This is a genomic window from Verrucosispora sp. WMMD1129 (genome assembly GCF_029581255.1).
Taxonomy (GTDB): Bacteria; Actinomycetota; Actinomycetes; order Mycobacteriales; family Micromonosporaceae; genus Micromonospora; species Micromonospora sediminimaris.
In genome coordinates, this window is sequence record NZ_CP120741.1 from 3,706,303 (window position 1) to 3,719,078 (window position 12,776).

Sequence of the window (12,776 nt, forward strand, 5' to 3'; positions counted from 1 at the left end):
AGCTGTTCGGGCCCGGGTGACCGGCGGGCGGCGGGCCGAGGCTCGCCCCGCCGCCGACCGGCTTGGGCCTACTCGGGCTTGGGCGTCGGGTTGCCGATCGCGATCTCGTTGGTGCAGAGCGACACGTCGCTACCGGCCACCGTCAGTTCGACCGCGTCCCCGCCACCGACGATGCGGAAGAAGCGCTGGTTGAGGCCCTTCTTGACGGGGAACTCGGCGGTTCCGGTGCCGAACCGCAGGGTGGCTGTGCCGTCCGCCGAGCTGAGGTAGCCGATACGGGCCACCCAGTGCCAGTCGTCCCGGGGCTCGTTGAGTGGCATGCGTACCGTCTGCCCGCTGGCGACCAGGTAGCCGCAGCCTTCCTGCGGCCCCGGCTGGATCGTGCTACCGACGATCGTGGCCACCTGGATCCGGCCGAGGGCGTCCAAGACCGAGACGTGGTCGGCCTCGTCCACGTACGTGGGACGGGTGCCGAAGGCACGGAAGAAGCGTGACTGCAGGTTGTACGGCCAGGACAGGCTCGGTACGACGTTGTCCGGGACCGGAGCGTCGAAGAACACCGTGTCGGGCGGCGCGCTGGCCATCTCGATCCGAACGGTGTCGATGTACGACCGGCTCGACTTGACTGCCCACTCGTCGCTGTACCGGGACGTGGTCCACACCGTGCCCAGGCAGACGGCGACGAGCATCAGGGCAAGCATCACGTTCACCGCTTCCCGGTAGCGCTCGGGCAGTGGGCCGAGCAGCCCGGGAGGAGGAGGCCCGAGCGGGTCGGACGGAGCGGCGGCCGGCGGTCGCCGGTCCGGCCCGGTCGGTCGGTCGTCGGCGTCGCGTGGCGGTGGGCCGGCGGTCGAGGCGTCACCGGCATCCGGGGAACTGCTGGGGTGCGGCTCGACGACCGGGTCAGGGGCGCGGACGGCACCGGCCTCGGCGTCCGGCACCGAGTCGGCGACGGATGCCGTCGGCGGGGTCACGTCCGGCGCGGTCGTCGATGCCGGATCCGGCTCGGGGTCGACGGGGGCTTCGGCGTGGATGACGCCGAGCCGGGCCACCACCCGCGCAGGCCGACCGGTCCGGACCGCCTCGGCCAGCACCGGCGCGGTCGGGTGTTCCGGGGGTGCGGTCGGGCTTGCCGGGGGTGCTGTGGCGCTCGGCGCGGCCACGGTCTGCGGGACGCCGCTGTCCGGGGTCCGGCCGTCTCTCGGCTCCGGGAGGGCCATGGGCGTCGTTCGAGGCGTGTCGACGGTGGGTGGCTCGGTCGCGCCGGCAAAGCGGGACGGCCGGGCCAGCCCCACCACGGCGACGCCGAGACAGATGGCGGCCACCACGACGACGTCACTGACGTAACGGGGGACGCCGCCGGCGACCCCACTGAAGGTCGAACCGAGTCGGGTTGCGGCAAGCATCGCGGCCACCAGCACCAGGTACGACCCGAGCAGCAGCCAGGCGCGTCCGGCGCGACGGCGACGGCGGACGGTCGCCACGACCAGGGCCACGAAGATCGTCCAGGCCACCCAGGTGCCGAGTTCCGGTGGTGCCGCGACCGGGGCGCCGTCGCCTGCGCCCAGCCACTGCCATGGTCCGCCCACCAGTCCCGGTACCACGGTGGACCCGAGCATCTGGGTGAGGAAGGAGAACACCTCACCGGCCGATGCCGGCCGGCGCAGGGAAGACTCCGAGTTGCCCAGGTAGGCGGCGAGGAAGCCGAGCGACAGGACGGTCAGCAGCAACCAGGACGGCCACCAGCGGCGGATGGTGGTCCAGATGGTGCGGAAGAAGCCGCCTTCGGCGTAGAGGGCAGCGGTGAGCAGGAAGACGAGCGCCACGACCAGAATCGCCTTCTCGAAGAAGACGAGGCCGAGCAGTACGGAGAGGGCCAGCGTGACCAGGTGCCGTTTGCGTCGGGTCTGCACATAACTGACCTGCGCGCCAACCGCGAGCACCATGGCGATCTGCATCGGCAGCATGTTGACCCCGACCGCCCACCAGGACGTGGCTTCCAGGGTCAGCGGGCTGAACATCAGCGCGCCGAGCGGCAGGAGCAGCAGCCAGGACGGTTGCAGCAGTCGACGCAGCAGCCGGAAGAAGGTGATGCCGAGCACCGCTTGGCCGATCGCCATCAGCAGCACGTACGGCCAGTAGGCCATGCCGACGTGTTCGGTGATCAGCCAGGTGAGCAGCCGACCGCCGGGCATGAGGTGGTTGTTGTAGAGGGCGAGCAGGTGCTCGACGGTCAGGTTCGACTCGGCCGCCTGCGTGATCATCACGTAGTCGTCGGCCGCCAGGAAGCCGCCGGAGGCTACCTGAGCACGCCACAGCACGCTGAGCGCGACGATGGCGAGCGCCGCGGTCCGGATCCGGTCCGTACCCAGCCGACCGGTGCGAGCGGACGCGGATGCAGCGTCCGCAGCCATCGACGTACCCTCACCAACCCGGCCCGGACGCAGCACGTCCGGCCCACCGGTCCGGTCGACCGTGCGGGGAGGTGGAGAAGGGTTCGCTGCCATGGCGGGAAGACTGCCACACCTGCCGTCGCCCATCCCATCAGGTCAACGGATGGTTCGGTGGTGACGGGGGAGGGTCGCCGCGGGCCGCGTACAGTGGCCGCCACCAGCGCGGTCGGTCGCCGCGCACCGGCAGTGGTGAGGTCGACGGATGCGGGAACGGCTGGTGCCGCACGCGGTGGCCGCCGCCGTGACGGCGGTGGTGCTCGCGCCGCTGGCCCTGCCCGGGTATGTGCTGCGCTACGACATGGTCTTCGTGCCCCGGCCGGCGTTGAGCTGGGAGGTGATCGCCCCGGCCACGGCCCTGCCCCGGGCCGTTCCGCAGGACGCCGTGGTGGCGCTGGCCTCGCAGGTGCTCCCGGGGTGGCTGCTGCAACGACTGGTGCTGGTGGCGATTCTCTACCTGGCCGCGCTGGGCGCCGCGCGGCTGGTGCCGACGGAGCGGGTCGGGGTGCGGGTGGTGGCCGCCCTCGGGTACGCGTGGACGCCGTATCTGGCAGAGCGTTTGCTGATCGGGCAGTGGGGGCTGCTTGTCGCGTACGCCGCGTTGCCCTGGCTGGTGCGGGCCGCGATCGGGGTGCGTGACGCCGAGCGGGGTGCGCTGCGTCGGCTGTTGCTGGCGGTGGCGGCGTCCGCGATCACCCCGACCGGCGGTCTGCTCGCCCTGCTCGTGGTCAGTGTGCTGCTGGTCGGGCGGTACCCGGGGGCGGCCCGGACGGCGCTGACCGGGGTGGGTACGACGCTGCTGTTGAACGCGCCGTGGCTGGTGGCTGGGTTCGTCAGCTCGGGTTCCGGCCGGTCCGACCCGGCCGGTGTGGCGGTCTTCGCCGCCCGAGCGGAGAACTGGGCGGGGCCGCTGGTGGCGTTGGCCGGCACCGGTGGCATCTGGAACGGACAGGCCACCCCGGCCTCCCGCAGCGGATGGTTGGTGCCACTGGCGACGCTGCTGGTGCTGGCGGTCGCCGGGTACGGCGTGCCGGTGCTGTGGCGTCGCTGGTCGCGGCCGGTCATCGGTCGGCTCGGGTTGTTGGCGGTCGCCGCGTGGTTGGGTGCCGCGCTCGGCGTGCTGCCCGGCGGGGCCGGTCTGCTGGGCTGGTTGGTCACCACCGTGCCCGGCGCCGGGTTGCTCCGGGACGGGCAGAAACTGTTGGTGCCGTACGTGTTGCTGCTGGCGGTCACCGGGGCGCTCGGCGCGGAGCGGCTGGCCGGCCGCCTCGCGGCCCGGTTCGACCTGGCCACCGGGCGGGTGCTGCTGGCCGGCGCGGCGTTGCTGCCGTTGGCGGTGATGCCCGACCTCGCCGTCGGCGGCGCGGGACGCCTGTGGCCGGTGGCGTGGCCGGCGGACTGGGACACGGTGGCGCGGCTCGTCGACGAGCGGCCCGGCGAGGTGGTGTCGCTGCCGTTCCAGGAGTATCAGAGCTACGCCTGGAACGGTGGCCGGGTGGTGATCGATCCGGCGCCCCGGTACCTCGGCGTGCCGGTCCTGATCGACGACACGCTGCGCGTGGATGGCACCGCCGTCGCCGGGGAGGATCCCCGCGCCGCTCGGCTGCGCGAACTGCTCGCGGCCGGCGAGCCGGTGGCGGCGGCCGGTCCGCGCTGGGTGCTGGTGCAGCGCGCCGCCGGCCCGACACCGGACCCGGCGACACTGGCCGGACTGCGGCCGGTGTACGCCGGTGCCGAGCTGGCGTTGTACGAGAATCCGGCGTGGCGTCCGGCAGCGCGGCCGAGCCACCCCGGTCCGGTGGGCCTGGCGCACCTGTTGGCCGGAACGGTGGTGCTGGTCCTCGTTTTTTCGGGCACTGCGCAATGGTGCTACCGCGTGGTAGCGTCCCGGCACGCGAGTCCCGCGGAAGGAGAAGGTGGATGAGGAACCTGCCCGCGTTCGTCGCCGTCGGGGTACTCGGGGTCGTGCTCGGCATGCTCGGCAGCGTCGGTCTGGCGAACGTGCTCAGCCCGTCCGCCAAGGAGGCTGCCAACTCCAAGGTGAGTGAGCAGACCGAGGCCCCGCTGTACGGCACGCGCTGACCTCGAACGGCGGAAAGGCGCCCGCAGCAGGCGGGCGCCTTTCGTCGTGTCCAGGACCGGCCGGTCAGCCGGTGCGAAGAGTTGCCGCCGCGACCAGCTGCGCGAACCGGGCACCGGTCGCTGTCCAGGTGTAGCGGGCAGCATGGGACAGGGCCGCCTCGCCCATCGCCTTGCGCCGGACATCGTCGGCGAGCAGTTCCCGAACGGCCGCCGTGAACTCCTGTTCATCGTCGACGAGCAGGCCGGTCTCCGTGTCGACCATCGCCTCGGCGACCCCGCCCGCGTACCTGAAGGCCACGGTGGGAGTGCTGCGTGCGGCGGCCTCCACGATGGTCAGACCCCAGCCCTCCTTGAGTGACGGGGTGAGCGCGAGCCAGGCCGAGCAGAGCAGGGCGTGCTTCTCTTCCTCGCTGACGAAGCCGGTGAACCGTACCCGGTCGCTGATCCCGAGGGCGGCGCATCGCTCGCGCAGCGGCTCCTCCCACCACCCCTGCCCGGCTACCACCAGCTCCAACTCGGGTAGCTCCGCAGCCAGCTCGGCGACGGCACGCAGGGCGATCTCGACCCGCTTGTGCGGAACGAGGCGGCCGAGCACCAGCAGCGACGGGTTGCGGGTGCGGGGCAGGGACGGGCCGGTAACCGGAGGGGTTCCGTTGGGTACCACGTCGATCCGTTCGGCGTCGACGCCGAGGGTCGCCAGCTCAGCACGGGTCGCCTCGGAGACCGTGACGTAGCGGCACCGCCGGTAGAGCCGTACCGCGAGCCAGGATTCGATCCACCAGCCGAGCCGGCACATCCACGGCCCGAAGACCACCGGCCACTGCTCCCGGTGGACGTGGTGGACCAGCGCGATGACCGGCCGCCCAGCGTAGAGCGGGGCGAAGAACGGCACACCGTTGCAGACGTCGACGATCAGGTCCGGTCGGCCGAGACCGCGCCGGCTCAGCGGGCCCAGGCCGAACCGGCCGGCGAGGCAGACCAGCGCCGCCCGGAGGTACACGGTCATCCGCGAGCCGCGACGCAACACGCGTACGCCGGATTCGGTGGTCCCGGCCGGCCCAGCGTTGCCGTGGGCGGCACAGAGCAGAGTCACCCGGTGACCGAAGGTGACCAGTTCGGCGGCGATCCGCTCGATGTAGACCTCCGAGCCGCCGCCCTCGGGATTGGTGGTGTCTCGCCAGTTGAGGAACAGGACGTGGCGGGAGGGGGTGTCGGTGTTGTCCACGCTGCTCCTACTGGTGAGTAAGTGAGCACGATCGCGCCACCCTAGGGCGGTCCGGCCCGGCTGCGCAATGGGCAGATCTGGCGGCGACGATCCGGTAACGGGTCGTGGACGAGGGGTTTGCCGACGGGCGGAAACCTTGGCAGGGTGTGCAGCGCAACCGCGTGCGATGCCCGGTGTCTGGTGGCCGATTTCGTCGCGGCAGGTGTTGTGACCTGCGGCGGGACATCGTCCGCAGGCGTGACGAGGAGGTGAGGCGGCGGTGGTTGCCGACCGTCCCGCGCCGGCGCGCGTCCTGTTCCGCCGTTCACCGGTGGTGCTGCTCAGTGCCGCCCTGGTGCTGCTGCTTGCCGGCTGGGCGGCGGTGTCGTACATCCGGGCCGATCGGGGCACCCCGACCTGCGTCGAACAGGTCCGTCTCCGGGTGGTGGCCGCTCCGGTGATCGCCCCGGCCCTCGACCGGGTGGCCCGAGCCAACGCCGGAAGCCAACCCTGCGTCTCCGTCGAGGTGCAGGCCCGGCCGTCGGCGGCGGTCGCCCGGGAACTCGCCGACGATGGCGACGTGGCCGACGCGTGGCTACCGGAATCGACGTTCTGGCTGCGCCGGGCCCGTGCCGCCGGTGCTTTCGAGGTGCCCGGACAGGGCACGTCGGTGGCGAGCACTCCGGTGGTGCTGGCCGTCACGGATCGGATCGCGCGTCGATCCGGTTGGCCGGACAAGCCGCTGAACTGGGCGTCGCTTCTGGGTACCCGGGCGAGAACGGTCCAGGTCGGGCTGCCCGATCCGGCGGCCGACCCGGCCGGGGTCAGCGCCCTGCTCGGCGCGCGGGCGCTGGCCGACGACAACCGGGACTCGGCCGCGACCGTGGCGGCCACGTTGCGTCGGCTCGCCGAGCGGACCTTCAGCCCGGCCGAGGAAGCCAGCTCGTTGACTCCGAACCAGGACCTGCCGGGTCGGGTGAGCGTCGTCGCCGCCAGCGAGCAGGCGGTGCTGGAACACAATGCGCTGGCAGCCAGCGGCAAGCTGGTGGCGGCGTACCCGGAGGTCGACGTGCCCTGGCTGGACCTGCCGTACGTGGTGCTGCCCGCCGCGCAGGGGCGGGCTCGGGACGCCGGTGGCGCGTTCCTCGACACGTTGCTGACCGGCGAGGCCCGGGAGGTGTTCGCCTACTACGGTTTCCGGACCGCGGCCGGTTTCCCGCCGGCAATGCCGGAGGACGACCGGCTGCGGGCCGAGGAACGCCGGCCGGTGCCACTACCCGCCGAGGAGACGGTCAGCGACGTGTTGACCGGTTGGAGCGGCGTCCAGCGCAGCGCCCGAATCCTCACCCTGTTGGACATCTCCGGCTCGATGGCGGCACCGGTACCGGCCGGTGGCACCCGACTCGACGCCACGGTGCGAGCTGCCCGGGAAGGGGCGGCGCTGCTGTTGGACAACAGCGAACTCGGCATCTGGGCCTTCTCCACCAAGGTCGACGGCGACCGGGACTACCGCGAGGTCCTGCCGGTGCGCCCGCTGGGTGGCCAGCGCAAACGGTTGACCGAGGCGTTGGCTGAGATCGCGGTGAAGCCGCAGGGCGGCACCGGGCTGTACGACAGCACGCTGGCCGCGTACCGCGACGCGCGCCGTAACTGGACCCCGGGCCGGATCAACCTGGTGCTCGTGATGACCGACGGGCGCAACGAGGACGACGACACCATCGGGCGGGCCGACTTCCTGGCCGAACTCAAGCGGTTGCAGGAACCACGCCGCCCCCTGCCGATCATTTTCATCGGTCTCGGCGCGGACATCGACCCGGAGGAGCTGGAGGCCATCACGAAGGTCACCGGCGGCCGGGTCTTCGTCACCGAGCAGCCGGGCGGGATGCGGCGCATCTTCTTCTCGGCGCTGGCCGACCTGAGCTGCCTGCCACCGGAGTGCCGCCGATGAGGAGAATTCCGGCGCGGCTGCGCCGCTCGCCCGGCACGGTGCTGTCGCTGCTGCTGCTCACCGCGATCGCCTTCGGCCAGCGGCCCGGTCAGGTCACCTTCGACACCAAGCTCGACCTGGCCGCGAACCCGATCCACTTCATGGCCCGGGCGCTGCACCTGTGGAACCCGGAAGCCACCTCGGGAGAGTTGCAGAACCAGGCGTACGGCTACCTGTTCCCGATGGGACCGTTCTTCGCCGCCGGACAGTGGCTGGCGGTGCCGCCGTGGATCACCCAGCGGCTGTGGACGGCACTGCTGCTGGCCGCCGCCTTCTACGGGCTGTTGCGGCTGGCCCGGGCGCTGGACATCGGCACCGAACCGACGCGGTACGCGGCGGCGCTCGGCTACGCGTTGGCCCCGCGCATCCTCACCGAGGTGGGTGCGCTCTCCTCGGAGACGCTTGCCGCCTCGATGCTGCCCTGGGTGCTGCTGCCGCTGGTGACCGTACGCCGGATCGGGTCACCGCGCCGGGCCGCCGCGCTCTCCGCCCTGGCCGTGCTCGGGATGGGCGGGATCAACGCGGCGGTGGTGCTGATGGCGCTGCTGCTGCCCGGCGTCTGGTTGCTCACCCGGCGGTGGGACGCGCAGCACGTACGGCTGGTCGCCTGGTGGTGCGCCTGCGTCGTCGGGGTCTGCCTGTGGTGGATCGTGCCGCTGGTGCTGCTCGGCCAGTACAGCCTCCCCTTCCTCGACTACATCGAGTCGTCCACCACGACCACCGCGGTGGCCTCCCTGTTCCAGGCGGTACGCGGCACCAACCAGTGGGTCGCGTACATCGTGCAGGGCGAGCCGTGGTGGCCGGCGGGCTGGCTGCTGATCGACCATCCGGTGCTGATGGCGCTGACCGCGGTGGTGGCGTTGGTCGGGCTGGCCGGGCTGGCCGGCAACCTGCTGCCGCAGCGACGCTTCCTGGTGACCGGGTTCCTCACCGGGCTGACCCTGCTCACCATCGGCTACGTCGGGGCGGTGGACAGTCCGCTTTCCGAGCTGGTCCGTGATCTGCTGGACGGCCCGTTGGCGCCGTTCCGCAACGTGCACAAGCTCGACCCGGTGCTTCGGCTGCCACTGATGCTCGGTTTCGCGCACGGCGTCGACGCGGTGGCCACCCGAATGCATCATGCCCTGGCCCGTCGTAGGCCCGGGATCCGGCTGCGACCGTTGGTCTTCGTGCCGGTGCTGCTGCTCGTGCTGGGGGCTGCCGCCCCGGCCTGGCTGGGCCTGTTGCGTCCCGGCCCGGGTTGGTCCGACCTGCCGCCGCACTGGCGATCGGCGGCGACCTGGCTGGCCGACCGTGACGCGCTGGCCCGCACCCTGGTGGTGCCCGGCTCCGGCTTCGGGCAGTACGACTGGGGACGCACCGTCGACGAGCCGTTGCAGGCGTTGGCCGGAGCGCCGTGGGCGGTCCGCCACCAGGTGCCGCTGGGTTCGGCGGGCAACACCCGGATGATGGACACCGTCGAGGAGGTGCTGGCCAGCGGCCGGGGCTCGACCGGCCTGGCCGACCTGCTCGCCCGCTCCGGTTTCCGGCATCTGCTGTTGCGTAACGACATCGACCGGACCCAGGGGGACGCTCCGCCGGTGACGGTGCTGCGCCGGGCACTGGCCGACTCGCCCGGCATCGGGCGGGTGGCCACCTTCGGCACCACCGACGCGCTGTCCCGGACACTCGGCAGCCCGGTGGACGATGGCGCCGGTTCCTTACCGGCGATCGAGGTGTACGAGGTGCAGCGGCCGGTGCCGGCCGCCTCGGCGGTGCTGACCGCCGACGTACCGACAGTCAGCGGTGGTCCGGAGTCGTTGCTTCCCCTGCTGGAGCAGGGGGTGGTGGAACGGGACCGGCCCGTGGTGCTCGCCGGGGACCGGGACGACTCCCCGGCTGACGCTGTCGGTGGCCGGTGGATCGTCACGGACGGTCTGCGTCGCCGGGAGCGCGACATCGGCCGGGTGCGGGACAACCTCTCCCAGACGTTGACCGCGAACGAGGCGGGACGGCAGGGCCGCGTCGCTCTCGACGTGCTGCCCTTCGCCGGGGAGCAGCACCAGACGACCGCGACCTACCAGGGCATCCGTGAGGTGACGGCGTCCTCGGCCGCGAGCTTCGTGGACAGTCTCGGCCCGGCCGACCCGTCGCGCCTGCCGTTCGCCGCCGTTGACGGGGAGTACGGCACCGCCTGGCACTCGGCGCCCCTGGCCGGACCGGTCGGGCAGTGGCTTCAGGTGGATCTGGACACCCCACGCCAGGTGGACAGCGTGCGACTCGCGTTCGTCAGCGATCTGGCGGTTGGCTGGCCGGTGCAACGGTTCCGACTCACCACCGATCGGGGTTCGGTGGACCACGACGTTGCCGACACGCTCGGCGGGCACTCGTACTACACGTTGCCGGGCCCCACCAGCCGGATCCGGGTGACGGTGCTGTCGGTGACCGGCGGCCGGCTCGACGGTGCCGTCGGCATCGAGGAGCTGTCCATTCCGGACACCGAACCGCGCCGAGCGCTGCGAACCCCGGCGGATCTGCCGGACGACCTGTCGACGCCGGTCAGTTGGGCGTTCAGCCGTGGGCCGGCGGACCGGCCGGCGTGCTATCCGGCGCAGCAGACCGGCCCGGAGCCGGTGGCCGCTGGTGGTTCCGGCGGAGCCTCCCTCCGGCCGGACGGCACGGTTATTCGTTGCGACCGGTTCCTCGCCCGGGTCGGTGAGGAGCCGCTGGGCCTGGACCGGTTGTTCCGCAACCCGGCCGCCGGTACGTATCGGCTGGAGCTGTCGGCGGTGCCGCGGCCGGGTGGTGAGCTGACGCTGTCCGGTACGAAGGTGCGGGCGGCTTCGTCGTCCCGACTGAGCGGCGACCCGGCAGTGGCCGCGCACGCGGCGATCGACGGTGACCCGGGAACGGCCTGGCTGGCCGGCACCGGAGACCTGCGTCCCACCCTGAGGCTGAGCTGGTCCGGTGAGCGTCGCATCGACAGGTTGCGGCTGCGGGGCAGCGAGTTGCCGATCGGGTCGCTGCCGCGACAGGTGGAGATCCACACGCCCGACCGCGAGGTACAGGTGCCGGTCGAGGCCGACGGGACTGTCACCTTCCCGGCGGTGCGTACCGACCGGCTCGACATCGTGGTGCGGGAGACCGAGCACCGGCTGGCGGATCTGCGGGGCAACGGCTGGCCCGCCACGGCCGGGATCGCGGAGGTGGAGATCCCGGCGTTGGCGAGCCTGCTGAAGCCGATCGACACCGACACCCGGGTGGTGGAGCGTTGCGGTGACGGACCGACGGTCGAGCTTGACGGTTTCCGGTACGACACCTCGGTCTCCGCGAGCCTGACGGACGTGCTGGCCGGGCGGCCGGTGCCGGTCCGGGTCTGCGGCGAGGACGGTGCGGTGCTGGATCTGCCGGCGGGCGGGCATCGACTGGCCACCACGCCGTCGGCGGGCTTCGTCGTGCAGGACGCGACCCTGCGGCCGGACGGCGACGCGAACCCGGCACCCCGGCACCGGGAGGTGACGGTGCTCGACTGGGCGGCGACCGACCGGACGGTCCGGGTCGCCGCGGGTGAGCGGGCGTTGCTGGTGGTGCCGGAGAACGCCAACGCCGGCTGGACGGCCACTCTCGACGGAACGCCGCTGGTCCGATCCCGGGTGGACGGGTGGCAGCAGGCGTGGGTGCTGCCGGCCGGTGCCGGCGGCGAGATCCGGCTCGTCTTCGCCCCCGACCGGGCGTACCGGGGCGGCCTGGCGGCCGGCGCGGTGGCGGCGGCCGGCGTGCTGGTGCTGGCCGTCTGGCCGGTGCGCCGCCGGGCAGCGAGCAACGGGGAGGCAGCGGACACCATCGCGGCCGAGGCTCCCGCCTGGGCGATCGGGGTGCTGCTGGTGGTGCTGCTCGCCGCGTTGGGCGGGGTGCTTCCGGTGGCCATCGTGCTGGCCGCGATGCTGCTGCGGCAGTTGGCGGTACGCGCGCTGCCGGTGGTGGTGCTCGGCGGGCTGAGCGTGGCCACGGTGATCGCCGTGGCCGGTCGGTTGCAGGGCCATGGACAGGACTGGGCGTACCGGTCGTGGGTGCAGGCGGCGATGCTTGTCGCGATCGGCGCGGTGGTCGCGGCGGTCGTCCCGGTCCCCGGTGTACGCCCCGGACCAACCATCCCGCATGATGTGACGCCGGGCACGTCCGGTGGGCCGCCGGCTGCCGGCCGGGGCGAGGGCGAGAACGGGACGGTGGCGCGGTGACGGCAGCGGACGACCGTACGCGGCGGGCGGAGCGACGCCGTTTCGCCTCGCTGCGTCGCTCGGTGGCGCTGTTCCGGGCGTTTCTGGTGGAGCAGACCGACCCCGACCACTTCTACGGCCTGCTGGCCGCCGACTCGGTCCGTCAGGTGTCCGGCTACACCGAGCTGACCGGCCGGACGCTGCTCGACGTGGGCGGCGGTCCGGGGTACTTCGCGGCCGCCTTCCGAGGTGCCGGTGCCCACTACCTGGGGCTGGATCCGGACGTCGGGGATTTCTCCGCTGCCGGCGAGTCGGTGGCGGGAATGCTGCGGGGCAGCGGCACGGCGCTGCCGATCCGCACCGGCAGCGTGGACGTGGCGTTCTCGTCAAACGTCGTCGAACACGTCGCCGAGCCGCCCCGGATGCTCGACGAGATGGTGCGGGTGACCCGTCCCGGCGGGCTCATCTTCGTGTCGTACACCCCCTGGCTGTCGCCGTGGGGCGGCCACGAGACCGCGCCCTGGCACTATCTCGGCGGCAACCGGGCCCGCCGTCGCTACGAGCGACGGATGGGACGGCCGCCCAAGAACCGCTACCGGGAGACGCTGTTCCCGGTCTCGATCTCGGACACGCTGCGTTGGGCGCGGGGAAACCGCGACGTCGAGGTGCTGGACGCGTTGCCGCGCTATCACCCGTGGTGGGCGCGGTGGGTGATCCGGGTGCCCGGCGTTCGGGAGGTGGCGGCGTGGAACTTCGTGCTCGTCCTGCGGAGGGCCGGTGACGGGCAGCCCGGTGCGGTGGAGAAATCAGAGCTGACCGGGGGTCGCGTGGCTATGTGACTTGGTAGTAACCTCGCG

The 12,776-nt window shown here is 72.5% G+C and carries 7 protein-coding genes; 5 read left to right on the plus strand and 2 right to left on the minus strand.

All coding sequences use genetic code 11. The features are described from left to right. Nucleotides 1–68: 68 nt before the first annotated feature. The gene (locus O7624_RS17200; RefSeq protein WP_282236520.1) at nucleotides 69–2,414 is read right to left on the minus strand and encodes a hypothetical protein; all 2,346 of its coding nucleotides are present in this window, start codon (nucleotides 2,412–2,414) and stop codon (nucleotides 69–71) included. Nucleotides 2,415–2,655: 241 nt separating this feature from the next. On the opposite strand from O7624_RS17200, the gene O7624_RS17205 reads away from it, so the two are divergent. Both O7624_RS17205 and O7624_RS17210 read left to right on the plus strand, forming a co-directional pair. Beyond that, the gene (locus O7624_RS17205) at nucleotides 2,656–4,374 is read left to right on the plus strand and encodes a hypothetical protein (RefSeq protein WP_282236521.1); all 1,719 of its coding nucleotides are present in this window, start codon (nucleotides 2,656–2,658) and stop codon (nucleotides 4,372–4,374) included. Beyond that, nucleotides 4,371–4,532: a hypothetical protein gene (locus O7624_RS17210; protein WP_013736401.1), complete on the plus strand. Its 162-nt coding sequence runs from the start codon at nucleotides 4,371–4,373 to the stop codon at nucleotides 4,530–4,532. Before O7624_RS17205 ends, O7624_RS17210 begins: the two co-directional genes overlap by 4 nt. A gap of 64 nt (nucleotides 4,533–4,596) precedes the next feature. Here O7624_RS17210 and O7624_RS17215 read toward each other — a convergent pair whose 3' ends face one another. Then, the gene (locus tag O7624_RS17215; RefSeq protein ID WP_282236522.1) at nucleotides 4,597–5,757 is read right to left on the minus strand and encodes a glycosyltransferase family 4 protein; all 1,161 of its coding nucleotides are present in this window, start codon (nucleotides 5,755–5,757) and stop codon (nucleotides 4,597–4,599) included. A 259-nt stretch (nucleotides 5,758–6,016) separates the two neighbouring features. Here O7624_RS17215 and O7624_RS17220 point away from each other — a divergent pair, with 259 nt between their 5' ends. The 3 genes from O7624_RS17220 to O7624_RS17230 are packed head-to-tail and all read left to right on the plus strand — an operon-like array spanning nucleotide 6,017 to nucleotide 12,758. Continuing rightward, a complete protein-coding gene (locus O7624_RS17220) occupies nucleotides 6,017–7,684 on the plus strand; it encodes a substrate-binding and VWA domain-containing protein (protein ID WP_282236523.1) in 1,668 nt (555 codons plus the stop codon). After that, the gene (locus tag O7624_RS17225) at nucleotides 7,681–11,940 is read left to right on the plus strand and encodes an alpha-(1->3)-arabinofuranosyltransferase (RefSeq protein ID WP_282236524.1); all 4,260 of its coding nucleotides are present in this window, start codon (nucleotides 7,681–7,683) and stop codon (nucleotides 11,938–11,940) included. The genes O7624_RS17220 and O7624_RS17225 overlap by 4 nt, the downstream gene beginning before the upstream one ends. Continuing rightward, a complete protein-coding gene (locus tag O7624_RS17230) occupies nucleotides 11,937–12,758 on the plus strand; it encodes a class I SAM-dependent methyltransferase (RefSeq protein ID WP_282236525.1) in 822 nt (273 codons plus the stop codon). Before O7624_RS17225 ends, O7624_RS17230 begins: the two co-directional genes overlap by 4 nt. Nucleotides 12,759–12,776 lie beyond the last annotated feature (18 nt).